Here is a 26,328-nt window from a genome sequence, read left to right as displayed (position 1 = left end):
CCTGTGCATGTATCAACTGCTCTAACTGTAATAGTCAGGCTCTACGATGTCAGGTTACGGAGCGTGAGATTTTGTTGATACGGCTCAACGAAGTTGCCGGGCATCACCGGCTATCTTTTCCTTTCACGCAGGAATAGTCTGTCACGAGACCATTCGGGAGAGCTGCAATGAGCGAAGGAACACGCAACACCCCCATACCGCGAGACACCCTGGCGGCCATCCTCGAGAGCGCAACATTAGCGCCATCAAGCCACAACACCCAGCCCTGGCGATTTGAACTCGGCCAAACCGGGATTTCCCTGTTTGCCGATCGGCTGCGGGCCCTGCCGGTAAACGACCCCGACGACCGGGAACTGACCATCAGCTGCGGGTGTGCCCTGTTTAATCTTCGGATTGCCGCCGCCCATGCAGGATTCAATACCGAATGCCAGCTTTTGCCGGACCCGGACGATGAAGATCTGCTTGCGACCGTCTCGTTTACACCGTTATCCGGGTCGGAGGACCGACAAACCGAGCTGTTCCGGGCGATTGCCAGGCGACGCACCTATCGCAAGCGGTTTGAGCCAAAACAGGTGCCCTCCGATGTGCTGAACATCCTTGAGGAGTCGGCGGAGACCGAAGGAGCCTGGTTCCAGGTTCTGGAATCGGAGCATGCCCGCCATCAGGTGGCCGAGCTGGTTGCAGAGGGCGACGCTGCCCAGTGGTCCAATCCAAGCTGGCGACGGGAACTGGCTGCCTGGATGCATCCCCGCCGCAAAGGTGACGGTTTGACGGTTCCCGGGATGGTTGCGCCTGTGGCTCAGCTGGTGGTGCGTACGTTTGACATGGGGAACGGCGTGGGTGCCAAGGACCGGCAACTGGCGGATGAATCGCCGCTGATTGCTGCACTGGGAACCGCCGGAGACGGCGTGGAAGACTGGCTGAAAGCAGGGCAGGCGCTGGAGCGGGTTTTGCTCCGGTCCCTCGGGCAGGGGCTCCAGGCGTCCTATCTGAACCAGCCCATTCAGGTCGCGGTGCTGCGGCCGAAACTCCAACATCTTCTGGACCGATCGGGTTTCCCGCAGATTCTGCTCAGGCTTGGTTACCCGGCGACGGATTTGCCCGCGGCTCCGAGGCGCAATTTGCAGGAGGTCGTAGAATCAGCCGACTCGGACGTGGCGAGTATAAAGCTGTCTTCGAGAAGGTAATCGCACTGGTGATGAATCAGTTAAAAAAAGAATAAGGTAGGTCTCAGGTCTCCCGGATCAGGTCCGGCGTGTTGTGCCTCGGATTATTCACTTCCGCGGAAACCGGAACGGCTATCAGCTGCTCGGGATCCAGGCGATGGGTCACCGACCGCACCTGCGACCGGTCTGTGATGTCCGGATTCAGCCAGTCCTTCAGGCAGGTTGGGTCAAGCACAACCGGCTGGCGCTCATGGATATGCTTCAGGTGCTCGCTGGCCGGCTCGGTGATGATCGCGCAAGCCGTGGTTTCGTCACCTTCCCTGGGGGTCCAGAGGCCGGCGAAGAAAATCGCCGGATATGTCCCGGAATCCATTGGTGCAATGTAGTGGGGTTCCTTGCCGTGTTCCGTCTGTTGCCATTCGTACCAGCCGTTGGCAGGTATGAGGCAACGGTGGTGGGCAAAGGCGTCCCGGAAGTATTTTGATGTTGCCGCTGTTTCCGCCCTGGCATTGATCGGGGCAGGGGCTTTTTCACCGGCCCAGGCCGGGCGGAATCCCCAGTGGGAGTGGGCCATGATCAGGCTGCCGTTCATGCTCATGCGGATCATGGGAATACCGACTCCAGGTGGGATGTTGTAGCTGGGGTCAAAATGCCCGTCCACCTCCATACCCTCGGGAAAAAACTCGAGGATCAGGGTGTCCGGTGGCGTATAAAAGGTGAATCGTCCGCACATGGTAGTTGGTTGTTCCTTAATCGAATCTCGGTGCCGAAAGCCCGCGGTTCTGTATTCTGTTAACCTTAGCAGATGCTGAAACTATCCAACGCTGTTGAACTTGCCGACTGGGAAATTGAACTCACCCAGATCCGCGCCCAGGGTGCCGGTGGCCAGAACGTGAATAAAGTCGCTTCCGCCGTGCACCTGCGCTTCGATATCCCGAACTCCTCGTTGCCGCCTTTCTATAAGGAACGGCTGATGTCGCTCAATGATCAGCGAATCAGCAAGGAGGGCGTGCTGATCATCAAGGCGCAATCCTTCCGAACCCTGGAGCTGAACAAGGAAGATGCGCTGGAGCGGCTGAAAGAGCTGATCCAGGAGGCCGTCAAACCACGCAAGGCAAGGCGTCCTACCAAACCGACCCGCTCCTCACAGCGCAAGCGTGTGGACAAGAAAACCAAAAAAGGCAAAACCAAGGCCCTGCGGGGAAAGGTCCAGGTTTAGGCCGAAGCCTGTGCGTCTTCTTGCGACTCCAGTTTTGCCAGGAAAGCCTCGATGTCGTCGAAGGCCTCTTCAGCTTCCGGAAGCAGCGGCACGAATATCTGCCACACGTGCACCATGTCGTGCCAGGTGTGCAAGGTGACCGCAGAGCCTGCGGCTTCCGCCCGTGCCGCGTATCGACGGGCGTTGTCCAGCAGCATCTCTGTGTCGCTGGCCTGAATCAGCGTCGGTGGCAGATCCTTCAGATTTCCGCGCAGTGGTGAGGCGACAGGGCTTGTGGGTGAAACCCGGAATGCTGCCAGGGTGGCCCACCAGATGACCGGCAGGGGTATTTTCGATAGCCCGCCAAAGGCCGGTCCCAGCAAGGGATCGGTGCTGATGTTGTTGCGATTGCTCGGGGCAGTCAGGGTCAGATCCGTAGACGGTGAGAAAGCGATTGCGGCGTCTGCCTGGCGCAGCCCGTTGTCCCGAATCCAGGCAATCAATCCCAGGGTGTGACTGCCGCCAGCAGAATCCCCGGCGACCACCATGAAATCGGCTGACTCGGCACCGTCGGGGCCGTGTTTCAGTAGCCATTTATAAGCGTCGCGACAATCCCGGACACCGTCCATGAACCGATTCTCCGGCATCAGCCGGTAGTCCACCGCGAACACGGCAGCTCTGGTTATATGGGATAACCGGTCGGTAATGGCCCGATGACTTCTGGGACTGCCAGCCGCCCAGGCGCCGCCATGAATGTACAGGATGCGGCGGCGGGTATCGCAGCCCGGAGCGAGGACCCATTCGCCGCGGGGTGACTCGCAATGGCGCAGTTCCGAGGCCAGTTCAATGCCTTCACTGAGCCCGTCCATGTGTTTCCGCAGCGCCATCAGCCTCGCCTTGCCGCGCAGGCCTTTTGAAGATTGCCCCAGTTCGCGGATGCGCCCCAGTACTTCCCGGTTGGCTGCGCTTGGTGTTGCATTCTTTACCGGGTAATCATCCCGGTCCAGATGAGACAGATCTTCAAGCCGGAACAACAGCAGGGTTGCGGCAACAATAAACACGATGATGGCAAGAATAATCCAGAGCATGGGTCGTCCGTATGTTATTGGCCCCGCGAGTCAGGGCGAACTATGCTTCAGATAATACTCGCAGATTTGTCCCGGTTCTGCCCGGAACGGTCACAGAAGGAGTCGCGTGTTGCAAATTGCCTATCGGGCGCGAGACATAACCGAAGCCCACATTGTGGCGGGATTGTTGGAAGCCAACGGTATTGAAGCCCATGTCGGAGGCCATTATCTCCAGGGTGCCATGGGTGAGATCGGGGCCGCAGGCTTCAGCAACGTGCATGTCGATGATGAGGATCTCTACCGGGCACGGCAACTGGTGTCCGAGTATGAGCAGACTTCGGGCAGCAGTGTCAGCCGCGCTGCCAGCGACGGCGAGGACCGCCCCGATCACTACGCCCGCTGGTTTCTGTTGGCCCTGGCCATCGTCGCGCTTATCCTGCTGCAGGTCTACTGACTGATCGATCTGGGGTCAGCGGGCGTAGCCCTACCCACACTTTTCAAGCAATAGGAGAAAAAATCTTATGGCAGATCAACCTGTAATGCTGATTACCGGCGCGTCATCAGGTATTGGCGCGGAAACAGCGCGAGCGGCCGCGAAACAGGCCTATCGGCTGGTTTTGGCAGCGCGCTCTGAAGACAAACTGAAAGGCCTGCAGCAGGAGCTGGGTGGCGAAGAAAAGGTATTGACGGTCCAGTGTGATGTCCAGAGCGGTGATGACCAGAAGAACATGGTGGATCAGGCACTGAAGACCTTTGGTCGCATCGATGCGGTGTTTGCCAATGCTGGCCGCGGTGGTGAACCGGGCGGATTTAGCGGCGCGGACCCGGACGTCTGGAAGGATATGATCCTCACCAATATTTACGGTGTTGGCCTTACCCTTCAGCACTGCATGCCGGCGTTGAAAGAGAGTAAGGGCCATTTGCTGCTGACCGGCTCCGCGGCTGGCCGTGCGACCATTCCGGGCTCCATGTACAGTGCTACCAAGTGGGCGGTAACCGCCATTGGCTATGGTGTTCGTGAGGAGCTTCGTGGCTCTGGTATCCGCGTTACCCTGATCGAACCGGGCATGGTGGACACGCCCTTCTTTGATGAACGTCCTGGTCATGCACTGAAGCCGGAAGATATTGCCAATGCGGTCATGTATGCGGTGGCGCAGCCGGCACATGTCGATGTAAATGAAATTCTTGTCCGGCCCACGCCCAAGGTTGAGTAACTCGTCAGGTCGGTCGTAACGGAGGTTGTTTTGAGTCAAAACGATCGCGTCGCATTGGTGACCGGCGGAGCCAAAGGCATCGGCCGGGGCATTGTGCTTCACTTGGCCGATGCCGGCTGGAAGGTTGCATTCTGTGACACAGACCGGGCCGTGGGTGAGCGGCTGACCGCCAGTGCGGAGCACCAACTGCGGTTTCTGCCCCGGGGATGTAGCCTTGGAAACCGAGGTGGAGCTCATCGTTGCCGAGACCCTTCGCTGGGGCGGCCGCCTGGACGCCGTTATCAATAATGCCGGGATCGCCAACCCTGAGACTGGTCCGGTTGAGGAGCTGAGCCTCGAGCAGTGGCAGCGGCGGCTGGACGTGAATCTGACCGGGCCGTTCCTGGTCACCAAACACTCGGTGCCACACCTTCGAAAAACCAGGGGGGCTATCGTTAACATGGCCTCCACTCGGGCGCTCCAATCCGAGCCAGATACCGAGGCGTACGCCGCCACCAAGGGTGGCATAGTGGCATTGACTCACGCCTTGGCTGTAAGCCTGGGGCCGGATATCCGCGTTAACTGCATCAGTCCCGGCTGGGTCGACACCCGGGCCTGGCAGGGTAACCCGGAACCGGTTGAACCGCTCTCCGAAACCGACAACCTGCAGCACCCGGCGGGTAGGGTAGGGCAGCCGGGGGATATTGCCTCGTTGGCGGCCTTCCTGATCTCGCCTGAGGCCTCGTTTATCACTGGTCAGAATTTTGTGGCAGACGGCGGCATGGTGCGCAAGATGATCTACGAGGAATAAGACTTTGCCACGGCTGTTCTTCGGACTGGAGCTTCCGCCTGAGATCAAGGACCGGTTGCTGAAGATTCGATCAGAGGTTCCGGGCGCCAAATGGCAGGGCGCGGAGCAATTGCACATCACCCTCCTTTTTCTGGGGGCGGTGAGCCAGGAAAATCTTGAAGCCGTGGCCGGTTCAGCCCGTGACATCAAGTCAGAGCCTTTCCTGCTCGACGTTGCCGGCGTCAGTTGTTTCGGTCAGCCCCAGAGGCCGAAGAATCTCTGGGCTGGTGTTCAGCCGGAGGAGCCGGTCGCTGCTCTTAACAAGACTCTCGTGGCGCGGATGGAGAAACTCGGTTTTGGCGTTGAACGTCGGGTGTTTCGCCCACATATCACCCTGGCCCGTTTCAAACGCCAGGCGGGCTCTGTTGAACCGTTGTTGGTTGAATATGGTGATTTTCGGTTCGGCCAGTTCCAAGTTACTGAATTTGTCCTTTTCGAAAGCAAACCTGGCCGCGCCGGTTCAGTGTATTCCGTGATTGAGCGCTTTCCCCTTCTGGGCGCCGATTAGCCGATTTGTCTTGACGAACCACCGTCGGCCCACCAAAGATGGAAGCAAATCAACGCCTTTCCTGAGGTGTCGTATGTGTCCCCCGTTTTCCGATCCTGATCAGCGCCTGTACGTCCGCAATGCAACGCTCGCAGATATTCCGGGTATCATCCAGCTCAGTCGCCGGGTTTATGAAGGCACTGGCATGTACGGCTACACCAAGGGACCGCTGACCGGGCAGATCAATACCTTTCCCGATGGCCAGTTTGTCGCCATGCTCGGTGATACGGTGGTCGGCTACTGTGCCACGTTCCGGATGGCCGAAGAGATCGCCCTGGCTCCGCATGACTGGACTTCCATCACCGGCAACGGCTATGCCTCGCGGCATGATCCGGAAGGCGACTGGCTTTACGGAATGGAAGTCTGTGTTGATCCGGAGTGCCGTGGTTACCGCATCGGGGAGCGGCTTTACAACGAACGCAAGCAGTTATGCCAGGCCCTGGATTTGCAGGGTGTGGTATTTGCCGGGCGGTTGCCGAGCCTGCGTCAGCGGCTGAAAAAGTTCACCAGCGTTGAAGAATACGTCGAGGCCATCCGGAGCAAGGAACAGAAGGATCCGGTGCTGTCCTTCCAGCTTCATCAGGGCTTTGAAGTCCATGGCATCATTCCGCATTATCTGGATGCCGACCACGATTCCATGGGCTTTGGCATCCATCTGATCTGGCGTAATCCCAAAGTACCCCAAGCCGAGAAAAACGGGCGCCGGAAACGCTACGGTCAGCGCATGCGCGATACCGTGCGCATCGGCACGGTTCAGTACCAGCAACGCCCGGTAGGATCGTTCGACGAATTCAGCGAGATCGTCCGCTATTTCGTGGATGTTGTGTCCACCTACAGGGGCGACTTTGTGGTATTCCCTGAGCTGTTCACCCTGCAACTGCTTTCCATTGAAGCCCGCAAGGGCAGCCCTGCCGAGACCTTTGCCGCCGTCACCCATTACGCAGAGCGCTATCGCGAACTGATGCGGGATTTGGCTCTGCGCCACAACATCAACATTGTCGCCGGCTCCACTCCGGTCCGTGAGGAAGACGGCACTATCCGGAACATGGCGTACGTGTTTCTCAGGGATGGCCAGGTGTTCAGCCAGCCCAAGATCCATCCGACGCCGAATGAGGCGTTCTGGTGGAATGTTCAGGGCGGCAACCGGGTCAGCGCCATCGAGACCGACTGCGGCACCATCGGTGTGCTGATCTGCTATGACGCGGAGTTCCCGGAATTGACCCGTCACCTGGTGGACCAGGGCGTGCATATCATCTTTGTGCCTTTCTGCACCGACGAGCGGCAGAGCTACCTGCGGGTTCGCTACTGCTGCCAGGCGAGGGCGGTGGAAAACCAGGTCTACGTGGTGATGTCCGGCAACGTGGGCAACCTGCCGAACGTGCCGAACATGGAAATCCAGTATGGCCAGAGCTGCATCCTGACGCCGTGCGACTTTCCCTTTGCCCGGGATGGCATCGCCGCCGACACCGAACCCAACGTGGAGACCGTTGCCTTTGCGGATCTTCGCCCGGAAGTGCTGATCACCGCTCGCAACAGTGGTACCGTAAAAAATCTGCAGGACCGCCGGCACGATCTGTACAGCGTGAGCTGGCGTGGTGAGTAAACCGAGCACGGCAGGAGCGTCGTTTTGCCCAGTAAAGGGTGTGTAAAGCCTGAACGCATCGGCCGCGGGCTTCTTTGGGCCGGTGGTTTGACACTGGTGGCCTGGCCTCTGGCGGTCGCAGGCTGGTCCTTCGCCATTGAGCAGAGCTCTTTGGGTATGGCATTGCCGGATATCCGTTCCGGCGGTTGGGAAGTCACCGGAAGCCAGGCTGATATCAGGCCCTCTGTGACGGCCAACAGTGATTCCGCGACTATCGAATTTGCCCCTTCGTCTCTTGTTTTGACGGATCATCTCGCGTTTATCGGTGCAGACCAGCCACTGACGCTCAACAACCTGCGCACTGACCTCAGCAATACAACGGTTACCCTGGACTATGGCGCAACTGGCCCCTGGGCGCAGCGCATTTCCATTGATGGCGACATCAGGATCGATGCCGCGCGCGTCGAGCATCCGCAACTACTGCCGCAAACGTGGAACTTCCAGGGAAGGGCAAAGGGCCGCCTGGCGGATCTCAGGGTGCAGGGCACGTTGGCTTCCGAGTCCGGCCTTACGGCTGATCTCGATATCCAGCTCAATCCGGAAGGCGGCGTATCCGTCGCCATCGACTCTGTTATCGACGGTAAACAGGGCGTTCGGGCCCTGGCAGAAGCCCTGGCCGGATGGCCGGATCTGCTGACAGTGGATTCTGGCAATGCCCGGTTGTCGATGGAGGTTTCGACCGACCAGGGTGGTGAACTTGCAGCCAGTGGCAGTGTTGAGCTGCAGGATGTTGGCGGTGTTTTTAACCGGACCGCAGTGTCCGGGCTCACAGGCTTGGTGCGGGGATCGCTGGAAAATTCACAGATTGCGGCCAGTTTCAGGGACATGACCGTTGGCGAGATCAATGCCGGCATTCCCGTCAGCTCGGTTCTTTTCTCAGGGAATTACAACGCGCCGGTCATGGAAATGCTGGCCGGAACTCTGGAGGTTCAGCAGGCCAGAGCCCGATTCCTGGAAGGTACACTCAGAGTTCCACCTGCCGTTTACGAGTTGGGACCCGGCTCTGGCCGCATCCCTGTGGAGGTTGAGGATGTCTCCCTCAGCCGTCTAATGGCGGTGTATCCAGCCGAAGGACTGTCTGGAAGCGGGCTGCTTCGAGGGCGAGTTCCTCTGGGCATCACTGGCGACGGGGTGCAGGTGAGTGCAGGCAGTATTTCCGCAATAGATCCTGGCGGCCGTTTGCAGTTGCCGGCGGACAAGCTCCAGGCGATGCTCGGTGGCAACCAGGCCATGGACATCGTGGTCCAGGCGTTGCAAAACTTTCACTATTCAGTCCTCAACAGCACGATAGACTACGATGAACAGGGTAAGTTAAGCCTTGGCCTTCGCCTTGAAGGTAAGAATCCGGACCTGAGGGGTGGGCAGCCGGTGGTACTCAATGTCAATCTTGAGGAAGACATCCCCGCGCTGCTCACCAGTCTGCAGTTGAGTGGCAGGGTCAATGAAGCTGTTACCAGGCGCGTCCGGAAATTGCTGCAGGAATCCGGTGAGGAGAAAGCACCATGATAAAACCCGTGCGGCCCTGGAGGCCTGAAAGGCCGCCCATGGCAAGAACACTGATGATACTGATGCTTCCTCTGGCGATGGCTGCCTGCACGCCTACAGTGCAGATGGCGGCGCCAAAGGAGCCGATTACGGTCAACCTGAACGTGAAAATCCAGCACGAAATCTACGTGAAAGTGGATAAGGAAGTGGATGACCTGTTCAGCGAACAGGGCTTGTTCTGACTGTGTCCGGAAAGTTTGAGGGGTTGAAAATGAAACGATTGATACAGATGTTTGCGCTGGTCCTGGCGTTTGGTATCAGTGCTTCTGTGCTTGCAATGGGGCTGGACGAAGCCAAGCAGAAACTGGACTCGGTCAAGCAGCAGGGGCTGGTTGGAGAGACGCCGACAGGCTACCTGGGTGTGGTTCGTGCCGAAGGGCAGGCGAAGGAAGTGGTGGAAGCCATTAACAGCGCCCGTCGGGATGAGTACAAGCGCATTGCCGAAAAACACAACATTCCGGTAACCCAGGTGGAGACGGTTGCAGGCAAGAAGGCGATTGAGAAGACTCCGTCCGGCCAGTACGTGCAAATGGGCGGCAAGTGGGTGAAAAAGTAGCCCGGCGCGGCCAGGTGCAAGCCTCGGTTACCGTTTAACGCTCTTCTGCCTTGGCTTGCCGCCTTTTGGCCGTTTGCCCGATGCCGGCTTTTTGCCAGGCGCGGGCTTGCCTTTCGGGCCGGGCCGCCTGGCGCCACCGGGCTTACCTGGTGCGGATGGAGAGCCAGGCTTGCGATCAGGCTTTGGTTTGGCCTTCGTTCCGGGCTTCTTTTTTGCCGGCTTGCCAGCACCGGGCGGTGCTTCGGAAGACGAATCCCGGATGGCATCGAACAGCCCGGCAAGCTCTGTCTCGTTCAGGTCCCGCCACTGGCCCACCGCAAGCCCTTTCAGGCTCACGTTCATGATCCGGATACGTTCGAGTTTGGTAACCTCGTAGCCAAAATATTCGCACATCCGACGGATCTGGCGATTGAGGCCCTGAACCAGGGTGATCCGGAAGACAAATTGTGACTCCCGCGACACCTTGCACTTTTTCGTCATGGTTCCGAGGATCGGCACACCATTGGCCATACCCTCCACGAATTCCCGGGTGACGGGCTTGTCGACGGTAACCAGGTATTCCTTTTCGTGGTTGTTGCCCGCCCGCAGTATCTTGTTGACCAGGTCGCCGTTGCTGGTCATAAAGATGAGGCCCTGGGAGTCCTTGTCCAGGCGTCCGATCGGGAAGATGCGTTCGCTGTGACCGACAAAACGCTGGATATTGTGCTTCTCCGCGCTGTCCGTGGTGCTGACAATCCCTACCGGCTTGTTCAATGCAATGAACACGAGGTCTTCTTCAGCCCTTGGCTCGATCACTTGGCCGTTCACCTTGACTGTGTCACCCGGAAGCACCTGGTCGCCCACGTTTGCTCTTTTACCGTTGATGTAGACGTTGCCCTGCTCGATATAGCGATCAGCCTCCCTGCGGGAGCACATGCCGCTTTCGCTGATGTATTTGTTGAGCCGGGTGGAATTGCCAGTGGTCATCGGGTGTCCGGTTGCGAGTGAGAATGTCGGGCATCATATCAGTCTGGAACCCCGGTCGCAGCAGGGGTGGTTCTTTCCGGGCGTCTCTGCCATTCTTTGCGCCTATCCATAAAACCAACAAAACCTGAGCCGCCATGGAAAAGACACGCATCACCATTGTTGCCGTTACCTGCATCGCCCTGTTCTTCCTGACCAACTACCTGTTCCGGTATCTGATCGGATTTACCGGGTTGCTGGCGTCACTGGTCATTGCTGCCCTGATTGCCGTCTACATGAGCTTCTCAATCGCACGGACCCTTGAGCGTTTGCCGATGCCGGAGGAGCGCTCACGCGCGCTGTGGATCTATGGCGGTTTTCTGGGCGCCCTGTTCGTGGCTTTCGGGGCCTGGATGTTCCTGGATGCCGGCATGGATACAGTCACCCTCGCAACTCTGCTTGTTCACTATTTGCCCTATCCGGCACTTGCTCATGCCCTGCTATCAGACAAGGCCGTCGGACTGTTCCTGAAACAGGATCGTTCTGGCGGCTAAATTGTTATAGTATAACATTTTGATTCCTAGAGGAGTGCCTCCGGCGCCATGGCCCAACCTATTCCTACCAGCCTGATACTTGGTTTTCTGGGTGTCGGCAAAACCACCGCCATTCTGGATCTTCTGAAAAGCAAACCCGAAAACGAGGTCTGGGCGGTTCTGGTCAACGAGTTTGGCGAGGTGGGCATCGATGGCGCCATGCTGAAGACCGAGGGCGCCTTCATCAAGGAAATACCCGGCGGCTGCATGTGCTGCGTTGCCGGCCTGCCGATGCAGATAGGGCTCAACCAGCTGATTCTCAAGGCAAAGCCCGACCGTCTTTTGATTGAACCGACCGGGCTCGGTCACCCCTCTCAGATTCTGGACACCCTGACCAGCGAGCACTACCAGGATGTGCTCGCCATGGGCCCTGTAATCTGCCTGGTAGACCCCCGAAGGCTCGAAGAGCCGAGGGTTCTCGGCAATGTGCAGTTCCGGGACCAGGTGGCCGCCGCTGACATTCTCGTTGCCAACAAGACTGATCTTTGCACGCCGGAGCAATTGACTCATTTTGATGAGTGGGCCGCACAACTGGAACCCGCCAAGCGGGCGATCCACCACACCCGGTTTGGGCATCTGGCACCGGGCTGGCTGGACGGCGAGTCAGATGCCCTGCCGGTGACCGATCCGGAAGCTCACCATCACCACCATCACAAGACTGCATCGCCGGTACCCGCTATTGATGACGAGCCCTGGCAACAGATCACCAATCAGGGACAGGGGCATTTCAGTGTTGGCTGGCGGATCCATCCCGAACTGATCCTGGATGAGAACGCATTGCTGGTGATGGCCATGGACTCGGCTTTTGTTCGCTTCAAGGCGGTCGTTAACACCGCCGACGGCTGGCGGGCGATCAATGTGGTTGATGGAGCCCTGACCGTTATTCAGGGTGAACCGCAAGCCTACAGCCGGGCAGAGATCATAGCGTCCGATCAGATTGACGCCCGGGAACTCGATGCCCGCATGAGGGCGGCAGCGGGACTTGACCCGGGGTGAGGGCGTGAGTCTTTGTCCGGTGTGCGAGCAGGGCAGTCTCTCGGATTTCCGTGTGGTGAAGGCCCAGCGTTACCTTCGATGTGATGTCTGCGAGGCCACGGTGATGGATGCCTCCTGCCGGTTATGGCCTGAGCAGGAGCAGGAAATCTATCAACTGCATGACAACGATCCGTCTGATCCAGGGTACCGGACATTTCTCACGAAACTGACAGAACCTCTTCTTGAACGTCTGGCGTCGGGCGCCAGTGGCCTGGATTTCGGCTGCGGCCCCGGCCCCGCACTGGCGCAGATGCTTGAGGCGGAAGGCATGGCAGTCAGTCTCTACGACCCCTTCTTTTATCCATCAGTAGTGGCCCTCGATCAAACCTACGATTTCATAACCTGTACCGAAGTGGTGGAGCATCTTTACGCGCCGGCTGGCGTCTTCAGGGAACTCGACCGAATGCTGAAACCCGGTGGCTGGCTGGGCGTGATGACCTGCTTCCAGACCGACGATGACCGGTTCGACAACTGGCATTATCGCCGAGACCCGACCCATGTGGTCTTCTACCGGGAATTCACCTTCAAGCTGCTCGCCAACCGGTTTGGATGGCGCCTGGAAATACCGAGAAAGGATGTGGCGCTGTTCCGGAAGCCAGCCTAGGGTTCTTCCCTTGGGCACTCGGGCAGTGCAGGACACTGTTCTGCGGATATGGTGCCCTCATGGTCGAGCAATTGCGATTCACCGAAGCGGTCCGGTGCCAGAGCAGCGGCACATCTCGCCGCCTGGGTCGCAGTGTTTGCGCAGCCGCTCCCTTGCAGCGCGAAAGCCAGGTTGTTCCAGCCCTCGGCGAATTCCGGAAAACGTTTCACCGCGCGCAGGAAATGCTCTTGTGCTTCGCCTTGGTGGCCCAGCTGCCAGGCAAGGTTGCCTCTGGCCATAGTGGCCGTCGGTTGGCCCGGCCAGGTCGTCTCGGCTGTCTTATAGGCAATGCCAGCGGCTGTCGTTCGTCCGGTTGTCTCGAGGTCATGGGCGGATTGCAGAAAACGAAGCGGTGCTGCGGTAGCTGGAATCCGATCCGGCGGCAGAATGGTTACGGCCCAGTTTTCGGCCCGCCCCCAGGTGTTGCTGAAAACTTCCAGATCAATCGCTTCACGCTTGCGGGTATCGGTATGGAGTATCAGGTCTCGCTCGCCGGCGTCATAGCCGATGACAACCGCAAAGTGCCATTGGGGCCACCAGCCAAACCTCAGATTTTGCATCACCAGGACTGGATTGCCTGCTGCGATCTCGGTCAGGACACTCTCTAATTCACCGTCCAGCGGGTAAACCAACATTCCATGGGCGCGTGCGCCGGCGATCATTTCGACCTGAAGGGAGCCTTCCCGGCCCGGAATATAAACCAGCTCTTTGAGAATATCAGGATCAGATGAAAGGCCCTGGCTGTTCAGCATCATTGCCAGCGACGCAGGCCCGCACTGATACCTTTCCTGGGGGTAGAAAGGCACGTTGTCCAGCATAGCCCGGTCGGGCAGGGCCTGGTGAGTTTCGGGCGCTGGCCATTTGGGAGCGCTGGCGCAGCCTGCCAGCAGACTGACCAGTAAAATCAGGGTCAGTCTGCATGACAGTGCTTTAAAGTCAGAAAAAATGACTGCCACTGCCCGCTGCTATCGGATGCAGTTCACGAACGGGAAGACGTTAGTAGCACAAAGCATATCGGTGATAATGAATACCAGCAGGAACAACACTATGATACCGACGACATCCTGCCCTGCAGGTGCCTCGGCGAGCTGACGTTCGAAATCCGCGAGTTCCGCGGGCGTGAGGTTCTGGATGCGTTCCTTGACCTGATCCTGGCTGACCCCGAGGTCTGCCAGCTTGGCCTGGACATCCTGCCTGTCGAGCATGCTGATCAGCTCCTGCCGGTCCAGCTGAACCTGTTGTTGCCCGATCATTTCGCCGGTTCCAACCATGCCGGCGGTAGCGGTGGCCGACCAGACGGAACCAAGGGCCATCATCATGGCCATAAAAAAGGAAACGTACCTTAAGTGCTTGCGAATGCCTGACATGGGTCACTCCTGTTCGTTGGTTACTTCCGGTGTAGCGGTTTGTTAGTCACCTTGCACTAACCGGACGATAAAACAGTCGGTTGCGTTCCTTCAACATACGAATCGTTCAGGATTCACAAACCTGCAGCTTTCGCTCCGGCCAATGGAGTATAGCCGAGCGTGCGACCATTCTGCTGGCAAGGTCTGGGTACGCCTGGCGGATAACGTTGGCGCCGAACTCTGCCAGGAACGCCGATTTCAGTTCTGCCCGGGCCTTCTGGGTGCCCGGTTCCTGGTAGGGCGCGGAGCAGAGCAGCAGGAAACCATCGTCCGGAACACGGCCATTATCCATGTTGCTCTTTATGATCCCGGCGGCCTGGCGGATGGGATGGGACAAATCCGGGCTGTAGGGGCCGATGATCAGGGCTACGTTGGGCGCGTGCAGGAAATCGAACCCCCTGCCAAGGCAGATGACCCACTCCCGGTGTTCTATGTTCAGTTCCCGGTCAAAACGACGAATCTCGTTCACGTGCCGGATATTGCCCTCAACCAGGGGCAGCAGATCACGCTGAACCGGTTCCGGCATATCCGGACAAAGGGAGGCGATTTCGGAGGCCATGTCGGCAAGTCTCGACACAGGAATGGTAGACAGATCCAGCGTTCGCTCCTGGCTACCGTGCAGAACCAGTGCATCCTCGTCACTCTCGAAACCACATACCAGGGGATAGACTGTTCGGTGGCCGTTTCCGAACAGTTTTTCAACCTGGCTCCGGATCTGGAACGCATGGCTCATGGCGGCCTCACGGTCGCAGTCAAAGCCGGCGCAGCCCCGTTCCCGTGAACCTTTTGAATAGTGGTAGGTAATGATGATCAGCACCCGCCGGCCCTGGCTTACGGCTTGCTGAACCGTGTCGGCCAGCATGTCACCAAGGTACGGCCACCCCAGCTCAAAGATCCCGCCAAGGTTCCGGAACGGATGAATAACGCCAAGGGGCGTCTGGGTCACGTAGGGCAGGTGGATGCGGCCGTCCATGCACTTCATGGCGATGATCTGGGTATTGTGCTCCGCCAGGTAGCGCTGCCTGGCGAGATGGTTTTCCGGGCTGCAAAAGCTGGCTGAGTGGGCCCGGCTGAGTTCCATCAGCCAGTCGATACGCTCTGCGATAGGGCGCGCATGCACAGGTGTTGTCATGGCTCTTGTCCTGTTCTGTTCAGAAGGTCGACAGGCCGGTCGCCTCCATAATCCGGTAGCGCCAGTAGCGAAGTCTGGATTCGTCGGCCCAACGCTCGTAGGGAAGACTCATCACCGGATCGTCGCCAGGGCCTTTTTGCCATTGCTCGTCAAAGAATCGCCGGGCTCCGCTCGCAACCTGTGACTGCTCCACCACCGATACCCAGACATCGGTTTCGAGATTCAGATCGTCGAGATTGCGACGGGTAAAATTGGCCGAACCCAGGAGCAGTTCTGTCGCGCCGGTTTCTTTGGCCAACATCAACAGTTTAGTGTGGCATTGCTCACCCAGGGTATTACACCAACGTACCGGAACGCCCGCGCGAACCAGTTCCATGGCGACCTGCCTGTTTGGAATGCCACTCTTCTGGTGGCCGAAGGCCTCGTTGTTGGCATCAAGCAGAACCCGCAGCGCCACGCCCCGTTCGGCGGCGTCCAGCAGGGCTTTAACAATATCGCGATGTGAGAGATAGAAGATGGCCAGGTCCAGCTGATCGCCAGCTGAAGACTCGTGAATCATCGCCAGAGCCTGGTCGAGGATGGCTGATTCGGTCAGCACCGCCACCCGGGGCATTTCAGGTATGTCGGTTTTCGCCGTACCTTCGGAAACCTGGCTGATCTGTTCATCGACGAGGTCGGTGTCCGCTCCGGACATGGCAAGAACGGCCCGCTCGCTTTTCAGCAGATCAATCACCGCCGGCCCCTTGAAGCTCAGCCCCAGGTTGCTGTGCCGGCTGCTGCCGTCGTGGGGGTTGGCCGAGGTGACAATGGCTCTCAGGGAACCCGCCTCATCTGCGATCACAAGTTTGCGATGGTTGGCTTTGAAGTTCAGCAGTGCGAGATAGCTTCGAAGGGTAACAGGCTTGGTGCCCAGGGCGTTGTCCAGCCAGCCGCCGTCTGGGTTGTTGCCGAACCACTGACAACAGAGCCTCCAGATCGAAGACCAGGTCGGGTTACTGTCACGTAGCGGGCGGAGTGCCGTCTCCACAACCGGAATGCCGCCATTGCGCAGGGCTTCAAACCAGGGCGAGATAGTGCCGCCATACATGGTGTTCAGAGGGTCGGAGATGACCGTAATGGCTAACTCCGGTTTCTCCGCTTTCCTGGCCAGCAGGGCCTCAGTCAGCTGCTGGGCCAGAGGGCGGTGGGCTACATCCTCCAGTCCGGTGCTGTTGAACAGAAACATGTCGATGAGAATGAACTCGTTGGCCTGTCCGATAAGCCGGAACACCTCGTCGAAGATCTCATGGTCTCGCTCTTCCCGGCCTTCCTGGTAGTGACGGGTGACATCTGTCAGCAGGACGGGTTCCTCCAACGGTACCGCAGTTCCACGATAGCTGATACCTGGCGGCAGTGGCTTTTGAGTGTGGTAAAGGCCGATGCCGGCCAGAGTGAGTAACAGCAGGAGGATCAGTAACTTCAGTGTCATGTGTGTATTTCCATCATCCCTGAGGTAAACGACGGCATAACTATACGTGACCTCTCTCTCAGGTAAACAAACACTTACAAAAAACACCCCGGTCGTTGTATCGAAGTTCCGCCACGCTTTCTAAACTAGTCAGATCAACCATTTATAACAAAGTTGCCTGTGAACGCCATACTCTCTTTTATACCGCGCCTGTTCAGTCTGCGGGCCGTGATTCTCGTTCTGTCCGTTGTGTTTGCCCTTATGGGAGACCAGCTTGCCCTCGTTGGCTGGGCCGATAGGGCGCTGTTCAGCATCCTCGGCGTACCAGAGGGCGCTACTCCGGCTACCATTGTCCCTCAGGAGGCGTTCGGGCCGGCCATGGCCGATCGGGGACTGTCGGAGCCGCTCTGGTCAGATATGGCCGTTACCGCAGGGCTGGCAATTGCGGCACTGTATCTGGTGTTGGCCATTCCCGCTATGGGCGCAGCCGTCTCTCTGCCTGTCACTCTTTTGCTTGGTGGCTCCCTCGTGGTGATCCAGGCGGCTTTGATGTTCTACCGCAACGCCTGGGTGCCGTTTGGCGTGGTGCTCACTTTGCTGGTGGTCGGTTATGTGGTGATGCTGTTCTGGCTGCAGCCCCGCAAACACATCCGTGTACTGACAGACAATGTGCGCGATGCGCGACTGAAGCTGGCCAAGGTGTTTCTGCAGCAAGGCCATACAGACGAGGCCCTCGAAGCGCTGGATCGCTGCCCCGAATGTGAGAGCGAGATCGAGCTGCGCTACGACGTCGCCATCCAGCAGGAGCGCAAGCGCCAGTACGACAAGGCGGTCAGCACCTACCGCAGTATTCAGGAGCGCAAAAAAGGCTTCCGGGATACTGCCGCCAGGCTGGCGGCACTGGAAAAGCTCGCACCGGATAACTCGTTGATGCATGGCGGGAGTTTCGACAATACCCGCACCCTGTTGATGCCCGAGCCTGCCGTAAGTCGCCCGACTCTCGGAAGGTACGAAATCGAGCGGGAGATTGGCCGAGGTGCCATGGGCGTGGTCTATCTGGGCAAAGATCCGAAGATTGCCCGTACGGTTGCTATCAAGACTCTCAGCTACCAGGCGTTCGATGATGGACAGCTTCAGGATCTCAAGGAGCGATTCTTCCGGGAGGCAGAAGCTGCTGGCCGCCTGAACCACCCGGCTATCGTCACCGTGTATGACGTTGGCGAGGAGGCAGACCTCGCCTATATCGCCATGGACTATGCGAAAGGGCGTCCGCTCAGTGAATTCGGCAGAACCGGCCGGTTACTGCCCCTGCCCAGGGTTCTGGATATCGTTGCCCGCGTGGCGGAAGCCCTGGCCTACGCCCACAGCCAGAAAATTGTCCACCGCGACATCAAGCCCGGGAATATCATCTTCAATCCCGACAATGGCGACATAAAGATCACCGATTTCGGCATTGCCAAGATCTCCGATGACTCGCGAACCCGCACCGGCGCGGTGATGGGCAGCCCATTGTATATGTCGCCGGAGCAGTTGAAGGGTCAGAAGGTAACCGGTGCCTCCGATATCTACAGCCTGGGCGTAACGCTTTACAAGCTGGTGAGCGGCGAAACGCCCTATCAGGGCGATACCCTGGCCAACCTGACCTACCAGATTCTCAACAAGCGCCCCCGCAGCGTTCGTGAGTTCAATGCGGATCTGCCCAACGGTGTGGTCCGCCTGATCAACAAGGCCATCCAGCGCGAGCCGGACAAGCGTTTTGCCAGTGCCGCCACCATGGCCGAGGCCGTGCGTCGTCTGGCCGTTCGTGAAGCCGGCCAGGAGGTGTCCTGATGCGATATCACGTTGCCGGCCAGAGTCATCGCGGGGCCGTCCGGGAATCAAACCAGGACGTGGTGGACTGGCGGATCAATGATGCGGGTGACCAGGCGCTGCTGGTTGTTGCCGACGGTATGGGCGGTCACCAGGGAGGCGAGGTTGCCAGTGGCCTTGCGGTTGATGCCATCATCAAATCCCTTGAGCCTGAAATCGCCGATGCCTCGACCGGCACCACGGATGCGGATATCCGGGAACACCTGGATCGGGCTTTCAGGTTGGCCAATGAGCGGATAGTGAGTCGCCGTGCCGGAGATCCAAGACTTGAAAAGATGGGCACGACACTGGTGGTGGCCTGGGTGAGTGGCAACCAGGCGCATATTGCTCACATTGGCGATTCCCGGTGTTACAGCCTGCGTGGCAGCCAGGCGTTGTGTCTCACGCGGGACGATACCGTGGTCCAGAACATGCTGGAAGACGGCAGCATTACCAGGGCCGACGTGCCCAATGTGCCATTCCGGAATGTACTGACCAGAGCAGTGGGAGCGGAAGAGCAGGCAGGCCCCAGTTATCGGCGTGAAACTCTTGCTGAGGGGGATGTGCTGCTGCTGTGTTCCGATGGATTAATCGATTCTGTTCCGGAATACCGGTGGCTTGAAATTGTTAAGGAAAGTGACGGCATGGAGCGCACGGTTCAGGCACTGATTGATACCGGCCTGGCAAACGAGGCCGGTGACAATGTGTCTGTGGTATTACTGACGTTGGAGTATTGAGGAAACTGACATGGCTTCGCTTTCGCAACTGGTGGATAACGTTGTTGTTAACACCTTTGAACTCGGGCAACCGGAAACGCGCATCGGTCGGCGCCCGGACAACGACATCCAGATCGATGAAATTTCTGTGAGCGGTCAGCACGCCCTGATAGAAGCTGTGCCCAATGCCTATCTGGAAGGGACGGTGGATTACTACATTACCGACAGCAACAGCACCAATGGCACTTTTGTGAACGAATTGCGGGTTGCTGACCGTCAGCGTCTCAACAGCAACGACATGGTGCGTATTGGCTGGAACGAGTTCCGTTTCATCGATGAAGAAGAGCAGGCAATGGAAAAAACCGCCTATATCCTCGACTGACCATAACGGTTGGCCTGCGAATTACCGGATCCGATTCTGGACAAATCTGCTGAAACGGGAAAGCAGCGAGGACGCATCCGGCGCTGGCTTCACGCCGGCGATCAGGGCCTCCGCATCGAGCCCCTCCCGTGTCAGGTCGGGCGCCTGTACTTTCAGGTAGGCGCTCATAATGGCGTCCGTGAACTCCGGATGGAACTGCACGCCCCAGGCGCAGGGCCCAATTCTGAAAGCCTGATGGGGCTCGAACTGGTTGCGTCCCAGCAACACCGCTCCTTCAGGCAGGCGCAGCACGGATTGCCGGTGTGTCAGCTGGGCAGGAAATTTTTCCGGTAGCTCCCGGAACAAGACATCGGAGGCGGCTTCTGGAAGGAGCTCAACCTCGTGGGTGCCGGTTTCCCGGCCATTCGGATGGTAACCCGCTTCCCCGCCCAGTGAGTGGGCCAGCAACTGGTGGCCATAGCAGACCCCGAGTACCGGCACTTCGCTTCTGACGGCTTTTGCCAGCCAGCGTCCCGCGTTCTCGCTCCATTCGGCCCGGTCGCTCACCATAGCGGGTGAGCCAGTCACCACGATGCCGTCCCAGTCTTCCGGATTCCCCGGCAGTTCGCCGGCTTCGGCGTTGGCAACGGTAATATCCAGCTCGTCTGACAACCCGCGCAGGAACCACTCGTCAAAATCGCCAAACCTTGCCCGAATGTCCGGGTAGGTGGTGCCTGTTTTCAGGACCACCACACGCGCCTTGCGGTGTGTGGGAGCGTTCTGTTGCATGGTGCTATCTTCTTGCGCGACCGGATGCCCGGGTTGTTTACTGGCCTGGCAGTTCGGCGTTGTGAAACACGTTTTGCACGTCGTCCAGTTCGTTCAGCATGTCGAGGAATTTTTCGAACATGGGGATGTCGTCGCCTTCCACCAGTGTGGTGGTTTTGGGCAGGAACTGGATTTCATCCACTTCAAAATCGATGTCTTCAATGGCGTCCACGAGTGCCTGGCGAGCCTTGGCGTATTCGGTGTTCGGTGTGAAGACGGTAATCAGGCCATCTTCGTTCTCGATGTCGGTGACATCGACATCCGCTTCCATCAGCGCCTCGAGTACGGCTTCTTCATCTTCGCCCTTGAACGCAAAAATAGCGCTGTGGTCGAACATGTGAGACACGGCTCCGGGCGTGCCGATTTTGCACTTGGTCTTGGTGAAGGCCAGGCGCACGTCACCAAAGGTACGGTTCGGGTTATCGGTCAGGCAGTCCACGATCACCATGCAGTTGCCCGGTCCGTAGCCTTCGTAGCGAGCCGCAGCATAGTCTTCGCCGGCGCCACCTTTGGCCTTGTCGATGGCCTTGTCGATGACGTGCGAAGGCACCTGGTCTTTCTTGGCCCGCTCGATCAGACCTCGCAGGGACAGGTTGGCCTGGGGATCGGGGCCTCCGGACTTGGCGCTCATGTAAATCTCGCGGCCGTACTTGCTGTAGACCTTCGTTTTCGCCGCAGCCGTCTTGGCCATGGATTCTTTGCGGTTCTGGTAGGCTCTGCCCATCTGCGCTGCCTCTTGGTTCTCTGGAAAAGGCCGGATTTTACTCAACATTGCCGGTTTGGGACAGGCTTATTTGGTCTCTGTTCCGGGATGTTTTTCACGATCTGCTGATACCAAGGTGCCAGCAGGACAGCACTTTTGATGCACAGACCTTTCGGCAGGCCACTGCTAGCGTGAGAGGACAGCTGACAGGCGTCGGAGTGCAGAATGCAAAGACAAAGCGCAACGCAGATAACGGTTCGGGTGCTGGTTCTGTGCCTGATCTTTTCATGTTCGTTCGCGAGTGCCGGGAGTAACGAAAACGGCGATCAGGACCAGGTAGCACGGGACATGATCCGGGTTCTCAATGCCTATGTCGTCTACAAGATGGGGCAGTATGACTCCGCGTTCGAGCAGTATCTTGAGCTGGCAGAGGAAGGCAGTCGCCAGGGCATGCTGAATGTGGCCAACATGTATGCTCAGGGGCAGGGTGTGGAACAAAACCAGGAGAAAGCCTTCCAGTGGTACCTTCGGGCGGCCGAGAGCGGTGATTCCATCAGCATGGTCGAAGTGGCCATGGCCTATGAAGAGGGCAGAGGAACCGTCCCGGATAAAAGCGAGGCTATCGGCTGGTATCGTCAAGCTGTGGCAGCGGGAAACAGTGATGCCCGCTGGCGGCTGGGCAAGAGGCTTTATGACGAGGGTAGCGCGACTGAGGGCTTGTGCCTGATCCGTGTGGCGGCGGTGGAAGGCGGCCAGCCCTCGGCGCAGCAGTTTTTATCAGCGCTTGAGCCGGGCACCGGACCGGAAAATCAATTATCCCGGCCGCAGTGTCCGTCTTCAGACGATTAAACGTAATCGATCGGGCGCCGGTAGTTATCCTGGGTCATCAGGTCGATGCCGCACTCCATGTCGCTGACCCAGTTCAGGAAGCGATCAACCATCACCGGCCCCTCGAAGCGTTTGCCATGCTGGGGTACGATCATCGAAACATCCATATCGCGGACGATGTTCGCCCAGAGTCGGCAGACTTTCTGGGAGGCAATATAGCGCCGATGGAAGCCGATCATATCCGGTATGTGTTTATCGAAATCCTGGACCGGCAGGTGGTCGTCCTCGCCACCCATAGAAGCACCAAGATCCCCTGAGAACAGAATCTTCGAGACCGGATCATAGAATTGCAGGTTGCCCACCGAATGCATGAAGTGGGCTGGCAGGCACTGCAGATAGGATTCCCCGAATTTCACGTTGGCGCCGGCATCCGGAATGCTCACGATGCGGTCGTACACGCTGCCGCTAAGCTGGTTGGTCACGTAGCTGGAAACCAGGTGCGGAAGAAACCGGGCCCAGAGTTTTGAGGTGACGATTTTGGCGCGGGTATGAACGATCCAGCGGTCGATGGCGCCGATAATGTCCGGATCCTGGTGAGATGCGAACACGTAGTCCATGTCGCGGATGTTCATGTAGCGTGATGCCGCTACCGAGAGCGGGGTGTAGGTGAGGTCACCGCCCGGGTCGATCAGTGCTTCATGTTTACCGTCGACAATGAGGAACTGGTTGGACTGGACGCCCTCTCCGGTTACCAGGGAATCGAACATCAGGCATTTGTGGTGTCCGTTATCGAACAGGACAATGGGCTCGGCTGCCATTTCGGTCTCCCGCAGAATACAGTTTGGTCCGGCCGGAATGGTCGGATATTGCAAGCTGCGCGGAGATTACAAAAATGACAAAAACCAACTCTTGCCTTAAGTCAATTCTCTGATATTCCTCAAGTAACGATTTGTTGTTGCCGGCCATCAGGCCAGTTGGGGTACCCGTTTGATCCCTCGGCGAATGCCTTGCTCAAGGGCGCTGCTGACCACCTTCCCGGTGAACGGCACAATGTCGTCAAAGGTAATGGTGTAGTTCACCCGGGTGTGGCCTTCCGGCGTGTCCTCGAACCGGATTCGGCCAAGATGGTTGCGGATCGGGCTCATGCTGGTGATGGTGTACTCGATCAATGAATCCGGCTCGAAATTGGTCACGGTTTCTTCCAGGCCGACCGGCCCGATGCCTATCTTTCGAACGGAGCCAATGCCGTTGGGATCAGCCTGATCGCTATCCTTGATACGTTTGACCGGCGCACCCAGCAGTTTTCCAAAACGGTAATGGTCGGCGAACAGGGCAAAAACCCGTCGTCGGGGTACGTCAAAGGTTTCATCGATTTCAATGGTGTACATGGCCATGAGCTCACTCTTTTTGTCATTTGATAAACCAAGCCTAACCCCTTGGCTCCTACAACAAAAGTCGTAGAAAGCGGCAGGTTGGAATCTGGCTCCGGCCGACGGGTCAGTGTCTCGCGGTATGCCGGTAGTCCCGGGGTGACTGCCCCATTACCTTTTTGAAAAGTCGGGAAAAATAGTAGGCATCGTCGTAGCCCAGGCGTCGGCTGATGTCGGCAAAGCTCAGGCTGCTGGTGTCCAGCATCTGACAGGCCCGTTCCACCTTCAGGTGCAAGAAGTGCTGGATCGGGGAGGTGCCGGTCTGTTCCCGATAGCGGGTTGCAAAGTGGGCAGGGGACAGGCCGGCAAGATCCGCAAGTTGCTCCAGGCTGATACGCTCATCCAGATGCTCCCGCATATAGTTGTGGATGGTTTCCAGCTCTGCCTGCCGCTCATGGCCGGTCTCGTCGGCGTTGATCGGAACGGCGGCCAGCAGTTGTCGGAGCCGGTTGGCCGCGTGGATCAGGCCGCGGGCCCGGAAACCGGTCTGTCGCACCGACAGCAGGCCATTGAAGTCAACCAGAAGCCGGGGTTGCCGACCCAGGTGGCGGATGCGGATTGGGTCGTCGAAACCCATATAATGTCGAAAATCCTCCGCTAATGGACCGGTATAGTGCACCCAGTGAATGGTCCATGGGTTATCCGGATCGGCGGTATAACGGTGGTTGGCGCCGGCCGGCAGAAGCAGCAGGTCGCCAGCCCCCACCGTATAGGGCTCGCCGTCGACGTTCAGGAACGCCCGGCCTTCCGTGCAGTAGATCAAAAGATTGTCGTGATGGTGCTCCCGATGCATGTGATGGCCGACGGCGCGCCGGTAGTGGCCGAACGCCAGCGGGTACAGATCCCGGGTGAGTGGATGGCTCGCCAGTAGTCGAATGATTGGCTCAGGCACCACATAGCGAATGCTGTCTTTGGGCACCGGCCACTGTGAGGTTTGGGTCATTTCTGGTCTTGCTTTTTTGAGCTTGATCGAAAGATAGTCCATTAGGGGCGAAATTTAGTCAATTACCCCTTGGTCGATCCCGTGCTAGCCTTTGGGTAAACGTGGCCAGGAAACCACAGGTTCCGGCCGGCTTCCCGCACAACAACAAACAGGGACATCAACATGAAAAATGTACCGCTGTATATTGCAGGTGAATTCATCCAGAGCCAGACCAAGGACTGGATTGAAGTTACCAACCCCGCCACCAACGAAGTGATCGCCAAGGCTCCGAACACGACTCATGCGGAAATGGAGCAGGCCATTAAGTATGCCGGTGAAGTATTCAAGACCTGGAAGGAAGTGCCGGTTTCCGAGCGCGCCCGGGTTATGCTCCGCTATCAGGCACTTCTGAAAAAACATCATGACGAGATTGCTGAAATCCTTTCGCAGGAAACTGGCAAAACGTTTGAAGACGCCAAAGGGGATGTCTGGCGCGGTATTGAAGTTGTGGAGCACGCTGGAAACGTCGCTTCTCTGATGATGGGCGAGACGGTTGAGAACGTTGCCCGTGAAGTGGATACCCACTCCTGGATCCAGCCTCTGGGTGTGTGCGCCGGTATTACGCCATTCAACTTCCCGGCCATGATCCCGCTGTGGATGTTCCCGATGGCGATTGCCTGCGGTAACACCTTTATCCTCAAGCCTTCCGAGCAGGATCCGCTTACCCCGACGCGCCTTGCCGAGCTGTTTGAAGAAGCCGGTGCGCCCAAGGGCGTTCTGCAGGTGGTTCACGGTGGCAAGGAGCAGGTTGACGTACTGCTGACTGATCCCGCCATCAAGGCCGTTTCTTTCGTAGGTTCTGTGCCTGTTGGCCGTTACATCTACGAGACCGGCACCCGCAACATGAAACGTGTACAGAGTTTTGCCGGTGCCAAGAACCACATGGTCATCCTGCCGGACGCTGACAAACAGCAAGTGATCAATGCCCTGGTTGGCGCCTCAGTTGGTGCTGCCGGCCAGCGCTGCATGGCAATTTCGGTCGCGGTCTTTGTGGGCGAAGCCCAGCAGTGGATTCCGGAGCTGAAAGAAGCCATGGCGAAAGTTCGTCCAGGCGCGTGGAACGATTCCGGTGCCAGCTATGGCCCGATCATCTCCGCGAAAGCGAAAGACCGTATCGAGTCTCTGATCGCGACCGGCGAAGCCCAGGGCGCCAATCTGCTTCTGGATGGTCGCGGCTGCACCGTAGACGGATTGCCCGATGGCAACTGGGTTGGCCCGACGCTGTTCTCCGGTGTTACCACCGAGATGGATATCTACAACGAGGAAATCTTCGGTCCGGTGCTGTCCTGCGTGGAAACCGACACCCTGGGTGATGCCATCGAACTGGTTAACAAGAGCCCGTACGGCAACGGCGTCTCCATCTTTACCAGCTCCGGTGGTGCCGCGCGTCGCTTCCAGCACGAAATCGATGTAGGCCAGGTTGGCGTGAACATTCCCATTCCTGTGCCCCTGCCGTTCTTCTCGTTCACCGGCTGGAAGGGTTCCTTCTACGGTGATCAGCATGCCTACGGCAAACAGGCGGTTCGCTTCTACACCGAAACCAAAACGGTTACCTCCCGCTGGTTCTCCAGTGAAGCGACCAGCACAGAAGCCAACTTCTCTATCCAGTTGCGTTAATTGCGTTGAAGGTGGGGTATTTGGGCCGGAACCTGTTTCCGGGCCCTTGTTTT

The 26,328-nt window shown here is 58.2% G+C and carries 29 protein-coding genes and 1 pseudogene; 18 read left to right on the top strand and 12 right to left on the bottom strand.

The annotated features are described in order from the left end of the window. The first annotated feature begins 167 nt into the window (after window positions 1–167). Window positions 168–1,187 carry an Acg family FMN-binding oxidoreductase gene (locus tag CFT65_RS15645; RefSeq protein ID WP_088828990.1) on the top strand — a complete coding sequence of 340 codons (1,020 nt, stop codon included), beginning with the start codon at window positions 168–170 and terminating at the stop codon, window positions 1,185–1,187. A gap of 43 nt (window positions 1,188–1,230) precedes the next feature. Here CFT65_RS15645 and CFT65_RS15640 read toward each other — a convergent pair whose 3' ends face one another. Then, window positions 1,231–1,899 (bottom strand): SOS response-associated peptidase, encoded by a 669-nt coding sequence (locus CFT65_RS15640; RefSeq protein ID WP_088828989.1) that lies wholly within the window; start codon window positions 1,897–1,899, stop codon window positions 1,231–1,233. A gap of 72 nt (window positions 1,900–1,971) precedes the next feature. On the opposite strand from CFT65_RS15640, the gene arfB reads away from it, so the two are divergent. After that, window positions 1,972–2,385: an alternative ribosome rescue aminoacyl-tRNA hydrolase ArfB gene (gene arfB, locus CFT65_RS15635; protein WP_064227201.1), complete on the top strand. Its 414-nt coding sequence runs from the start codon at window positions 1,972–1,974 to the stop codon at window positions 2,383–2,385. Here the strand turns inward: arfB and CFT65_RS15630 are convergent. Further along, a complete protein-coding gene (locus CFT65_RS15630) occupies window positions 2,382–3,452 on the bottom strand; it encodes an alpha/beta hydrolase (protein ID WP_088828988.1) in 1,071 nt (356 codons plus the stop codon). The genes arfB and CFT65_RS15630 overlap by 4 nt on opposite strands. Before the next feature lie 106 nt (window positions 3,453–3,558). Between CFT65_RS15630 and CFT65_RS15625 the strand changes: the two genes are divergently transcribed. The 8 genes and pseudogenes from CFT65_RS15625 (at window position 3,559) to CFT65_RS15590 (ending at window position 9,764) form a co-directional block, all read left to right on the top strand. Further along, a complete protein-coding gene (locus CFT65_RS15625) occupies window positions 3,559–3,885 on the top strand; it encodes a DUF2007 domain-containing protein (protein ID WP_228705869.1) in 327 nt (108 codons plus the stop codon). 67 nt (window positions 3,886–3,952) lie between these two features. Then, window positions 3,953–4,645 carry an SDR family oxidoreductase gene (locus CFT65_RS15620; protein ID WP_088828986.1) on the top strand — a complete coding sequence of 231 codons (693 nt, stop codon included), beginning with the start codon at window positions 3,953–3,955 and terminating at the stop codon, window positions 4,643–4,645. Window positions 4,646–4,675: 30 nt separating this feature from the next. Beyond that, window positions 4,676–5,435 (top strand): annotated as a pseudogene (locus tag CFT65_RS15615) (SDR family oxidoreductase). 4 nt (window positions 5,436–5,439) lie between these two features. Next, window positions 5,440–5,982: an RNA 2',3'-cyclic phosphodiesterase gene (gene thpR / locus CFT65_RS15610; RefSeq protein WP_088828985.1), complete on the top strand. Its 543-nt coding sequence runs from the start codon at window positions 5,440–5,442 to the stop codon at window positions 5,980–5,982. 73 nt (window positions 5,983–6,055) lie between these two features. Next, complete coding sequence (locus tag CFT65_RS15605) at window positions 6,056–7,624, top strand: bifunctional GNAT family N-acetyltransferase/carbon-nitrogen hydrolase family protein (protein WP_088828984.1); 1,569 nt, start codon at window positions 6,056–6,058, stop codon at window positions 7,622–7,624. 24 nt (window positions 7,625–7,648) lie between these two features. Further along, a complete protein-coding gene (locus CFT65_RS15600; RefSeq protein ID WP_228705868.1) occupies window positions 7,649–9,169 on the top strand; it encodes a YdbH domain-containing protein in 1,521 nt (506 codons plus the stop codon). Between the two features lie 38 nt (window positions 9,170–9,207). Then, on the top strand, window positions 9,208–9,390 hold the full coding sequence (locus CFT65_RS15595) for a YnbE family lipoprotein (RefSeq protein ID WP_014576371.1): 183 nt from the start codon (window positions 9,208–9,210) through the stop codon (window positions 9,388–9,390). Between the two features lie 29 nt (window positions 9,391–9,419). Beyond that, window positions 9,420–9,764, top strand: coding sequence for a YdbL family protein (locus CFT65_RS15590; protein WP_088828983.1), 345 nt, complete (start codon window positions 9,420–9,422; stop codon window positions 9,762–9,764). Between the two features lie 27 nt (window positions 9,765–9,791). Here CFT65_RS15590 and rluF read toward each other — a convergent pair whose 3' ends face one another. Then, on the bottom strand, window positions 9,792–10,730 hold the full coding sequence (rluF, locus tag CFT65_RS15585) for a 23S rRNA pseudouridine(2604) synthase RluF (RefSeq protein ID WP_088828982.1): 939 nt from the start codon (window positions 10,728–10,730) through the stop codon (window positions 9,792–9,794). A gap of 134 nt (window positions 10,731–10,864) precedes the next feature. Between rluF and CFT65_RS15580 the strand changes: the two genes are divergently transcribed. The 3 genes from CFT65_RS15580 (at window position 10,865) to CFT65_RS15570 (ending at window position 12,938) form a co-directional block, all read left to right on the top strand. Beyond that, window positions 10,865–11,260, top strand: coding sequence for a hypothetical protein (locus CFT65_RS15580; RefSeq protein WP_088828981.1), 396 nt, complete (start codon window positions 10,865–10,867; stop codon window positions 11,258–11,260). A 48-nt stretch (window positions 11,261–11,308) separates the two neighbouring features. Beyond that, window positions 11,309–12,295: a CobW family GTP-binding protein gene (locus tag CFT65_RS15575; protein ID WP_088828980.1), complete on the top strand. Its 987-nt coding sequence runs from the start codon at window positions 11,309–11,311 to the stop codon at window positions 12,293–12,295. 103 nt (window positions 12,296–12,398) lie between these two features. Continuing rightward, window positions 12,399–12,938, top strand: coding sequence for a class I SAM-dependent methyltransferase (locus tag CFT65_RS15570; protein ID WP_228705902.1), 540 nt, complete (start codon window positions 12,399–12,401; stop codon window positions 12,936–12,938). On the opposite strand, the gene CFT65_RS15565 is transcribed toward CFT65_RS15570, so the two are convergent. The 4 genes from CFT65_RS15565 to CFT65_RS15550 form a co-directional block, all read right to left on the bottom strand. Next, entirely contained in the window at window positions 12,935–13,933 is a 999-nt protein-coding gene (locus CFT65_RS15565; RefSeq protein WP_088828979.1) for a PA2778 family cysteine peptidase, read from the bottom strand. The two genes, CFT65_RS15570 and CFT65_RS15565, sit on opposite strands and share 4 nt — an antisense overlap. Window positions 13,934–13,942: 9 nt before the next feature. Beyond that, window positions 13,943–14,344, bottom strand: coding sequence for a PA2779 family protein (locus tag CFT65_RS15560; protein WP_041645035.1), 402 nt, complete (start codon window positions 14,342–14,344; stop codon window positions 13,943–13,945). A gap of 106 nt (window positions 14,345–14,450) precedes the next feature. Next, complete coding sequence (locus CFT65_RS15555; protein ID WP_088828978.1) at window positions 14,451–15,515, bottom strand: carboxysome shell carbonic anhydrase domain-containg protein; 1,065 nt, start codon at window positions 15,513–15,515, stop codon at window positions 14,451–14,453. 19 nt (window positions 15,516–15,534) lie between these two features. Next, on the bottom strand, window positions 15,535–16,983 hold the full coding sequence (locus CFT65_RS15550) for a phospholipase D family protein (protein WP_088828977.1): 1,449 nt from the start codon (window positions 16,981–16,983) through the stop codon (window positions 15,535–15,537). A gap of 159 nt (window positions 16,984–17,142) precedes the next feature. Here CFT65_RS15550 and CFT65_RS15545 point away from each other — a divergent pair, with 159 nt between their 5' ends. From CFT65_RS15545 to CFT65_RS15535, 3 genes are read left to right on the top strand one after another with little or no spacing between them, the layout of a single operon-like run. Then, complete coding sequence (locus tag CFT65_RS15545; protein WP_088828976.1) at window positions 17,143–18,792, top strand: serine/threonine-protein kinase; 1,650 nt, start codon at window positions 17,143–17,145, stop codon at window positions 18,790–18,792. Then, window positions 18,792–19,547 carry a protein phosphatase 2C domain-containing protein gene (locus CFT65_RS15540; RefSeq protein ID WP_088828975.1) on the top strand — a complete coding sequence of 252 codons (756 nt, stop codon included), beginning with the start codon at window positions 18,792–18,794 and terminating at the stop codon, window positions 19,545–19,547. Before CFT65_RS15545 ends, CFT65_RS15540 begins: the two co-directional genes overlap by 1 nt. Before the next feature lie 10 nt (window positions 19,548–19,557). Then, a complete protein-coding gene (locus CFT65_RS15535; RefSeq protein ID WP_008175962.1) occupies window positions 19,558–19,908 on the top strand; it encodes an FHA domain-containing protein in 351 nt (116 codons plus the stop codon). 21 nt (window positions 19,909–19,929) lie between these two features. Here the strand turns inward: CFT65_RS15535 and CFT65_RS15530 are convergent, their stop codons facing one another. After that, window positions 19,930–20,676: a glutamine amidotransferase gene (locus CFT65_RS15530; protein ID WP_088828974.1), complete on the bottom strand. Its 747-nt coding sequence runs from the start codon at window positions 20,674–20,676 to the stop codon at window positions 19,930–19,932. Window positions 20,677–20,713: 37 nt separating this feature from the next. Then, complete coding sequence (locus tag CFT65_RS15525; protein WP_088829580.1) at window positions 20,714–21,439, bottom strand: YebC/PmpR family DNA-binding transcriptional regulator; 726 nt, start codon at window positions 21,437–21,439, stop codon at window positions 20,714–20,716. A 204-nt stretch (window positions 21,440–21,643) separates the two neighbouring features. On the opposite strand from CFT65_RS15525, the gene CFT65_RS15520 reads away from it, so the two are divergent. After that, window positions 21,644–22,267 (top strand): tetratricopeptide repeat protein, encoded by a 624-nt coding sequence (locus CFT65_RS15520; RefSeq protein WP_088828973.1) that lies wholly within the window; start codon window positions 21,644–21,646, stop codon window positions 22,265–22,267. Here the strand turns inward: CFT65_RS15520 and CFT65_RS15515 are convergent. The 3 genes from CFT65_RS15515 to CFT65_RS15505 all read right to left on the bottom strand — a co-directional run bounded on the left by CFT65_RS15515 (window position 22,264) and on the right by CFT65_RS15505 (window position 24,619). Beyond that, entirely contained in the window at window positions 22,264–23,064 is an 801-nt protein-coding gene (locus CFT65_RS15515; protein ID WP_088828972.1) for an MBL fold metallo-hydrolase, read from the bottom strand. The genes CFT65_RS15520 and CFT65_RS15515 overlap by 4 nt on opposite strands. A 147-nt stretch (window positions 23,065–23,211) precedes the next feature. Then, complete coding sequence (locus tag CFT65_RS15510; protein ID WP_088828971.1) at window positions 23,212–23,640, bottom strand: SRPBCC family protein; 429 nt, start codon at window positions 23,638–23,640, stop codon at window positions 23,212–23,214. Between the two features lie 103 nt (window positions 23,641–23,743). After that, a complete protein-coding gene (locus tag CFT65_RS15505; RefSeq protein WP_088829579.1) occupies window positions 23,744–24,619 on the bottom strand; it encodes an AraC family transcriptional regulator in 876 nt (291 codons plus the stop codon). A gap of 162 nt (window positions 24,620–24,781) precedes the next feature. Here CFT65_RS15505 and CFT65_RS15500 point away from each other — a divergent pair, with 162 nt between their 5' ends. Then, the gene (locus CFT65_RS15500) at window positions 24,782–26,275 is read left to right on the top strand and encodes a CoA-acylating methylmalonate-semialdehyde dehydrogenase (protein ID WP_088828970.1); all 1,494 of its coding nucleotides are present in this window, start codon (window positions 24,782–24,784) and stop codon (window positions 26,273–26,275) included. The last annotated feature ends 53 nt before the right edge of the window (window positions 26,276–26,328 follow it).

The organism is Marinobacter sp. es.048 (genome assembly GCF_900188435.1).
Classification (GTDB): Bacteria; Pseudomonadota; Gammaproteobacteria; order Pseudomonadales; family Oleiphilaceae; genus Marinobacter.
The sequence above is the reverse complement of the archived record's forward strand: the minus strand, read 5'-3'. Positions and strand labels throughout refer to the sequence as shown.

Bases quoted from the DNA above. Each gene is read 5' to 3' on its own strand.
- CFT65_RS15590 (WP_088828983.1), top strand. From the start codon at position 9,420: ATGAAACGATTGATACAGATGTTTGCGCTGGTCCTGGCGTTTGGTATC.
- CFT65_RS15520 (WP_088828973.1), top strand. From the start codon at position 21,644: ATGCAAAGACAAAGCGCAACGCAGATAACGGTTCGGGTGCTGGTTCTG.
- CFT65_RS15605 (WP_088828984.1), top strand. From the start codon at position 6,056: ATGTGTCCCCCGTTTTCCGATCCTGATCAGCGCCTGTACGTCCGCAAT.
- CFT65_RS15550 (WP_088828977.1), bottom strand. From the start codon at position 16,983: ATGACACTGAAGTTACTGATCCTCCTGCTGTTACTCACTCTGGCCGGC.
- CFT65_RS15535 (WP_008175962.1), top strand. From the start codon at position 19,558: ATGGCTTCGCTTTCGCAACTGGTGGATAACGTTGTTGTTAACACCTTT.
- CFT65_RS15540 (WP_088828975.1), top strand. From the start codon at position 18,792: ATGCGATATCACGTTGCCGGCCAGAGTCATCGCGGGGCCGTCCGGGAA.
- CFT65_RS15575 (WP_088828980.1), top strand. From the start codon at position 11,309: ATGGCCCAACCTATTCCTACCAGCCTGATACTTGGTTTTCTGGGTGTC.
- CFT65_RS15580 (WP_088828981.1), top strand. From the start codon at position 10,865: ATGGAAAAGACACGCATCACCATTGTTGCCGTTACCTGCATCGCCCTG.
- CFT65_RS15510 (WP_088828971.1), bottom strand. From the start codon at position 23,640: ATGGCCATGTACACCATTGAAATCGATGAAACCTTTGACGTACCCCGA.
- CFT65_RS15570 (WP_228705902.1), top strand. From the start codon at position 12,399: ATGGATGCCTCCTGCCGGTTATGGCCTGAGCAGGAGCAGGAAATCTAT.
- CFT65_RS15500 (WP_088828970.1), top strand. From the start codon at position 24,782: ATGAAAAATGTACCGCTGTATATTGCAGGTGAATTCATCCAGAGCCAG.
- CFT65_RS15525 (WP_088829580.1), bottom strand. From the start codon at position 21,439: ATGGGCAGAGCCTACCAGAACCGCAAAGAATCCATGGCCAAGACGGCT.
- CFT65_RS15620 (WP_088828986.1), top strand. From the start codon at position 3,953: ATGGCAGATCAACCTGTAATGCTGATTACCGGCGCGTCATCAGGTATT.
- CFT65_RS15505 (WP_088829579.1), bottom strand. From the start codon at position 24,619: ATGACCCAAACCTCACAGTGGCCGGTGCCCAAAGACAGCATTCGCTAT.
- CFT65_RS15530 (WP_088828974.1), bottom strand. From the start codon at position 20,676: ATGCAACAGAACGCTCCCACACACCGCAAGGCGCGTGTGGTGGTCCTG.
- CFT65_RS15555 (WP_088828978.1), bottom strand. From the start codon at position 15,515: ATGACAACACCTGTGCATGCGCGCCCTATCGCAGAGCGTATCGACTGG.
- rluF (WP_088828982.1), bottom strand. From the start codon at position 10,730: ATGACCACTGGCAATTCCACCCGGCTCAACAAATACATCAGCGAAAGC.
- CFT65_RS15560 (WP_041645035.1), bottom strand. From the start codon at position 14,344: ATGTCAGGCATTCGCAAGCACTTAAGGTACGTTTCCTTTTTTATGGCC.
- CFT65_RS15630 (WP_088828988.1), bottom strand. From the start codon at position 3,452: ATGCTCTGGATTATTCTTGCCATCATCGTGTTTATTGTTGCCGCAACC.
- CFT65_RS15640 (WP_088828989.1), bottom strand. From the start codon at position 1,899: ATGTGCGGACGATTCACCTTTTATACGCCACCGGACACCCTGATCCTC.
- CFT65_RS15595 (WP_014576371.1), top strand. From the start codon at position 9,208: ATGGCAAGAACACTGATGATACTGATGCTTCCTCTGGCGATGGCTGCC.
- CFT65_RS15645 (WP_088828990.1), top strand. From the start codon at position 168: ATGAGCGAAGGAACACGCAACACCCCCATACCGCGAGACACCCTGGCG.
- arfB (WP_064227201.1), top strand. From the start codon at position 1,972: ATGCTGAAACTATCCAACGCTGTTGAACTTGCCGACTGGGAAATTGAA.
- CFT65_RS15515 (WP_088828972.1), bottom strand. From the start codon at position 23,064: ATGGCAGCCGAGCCCATTGTCCTGTTCGATAACGGACACCACAAATGC.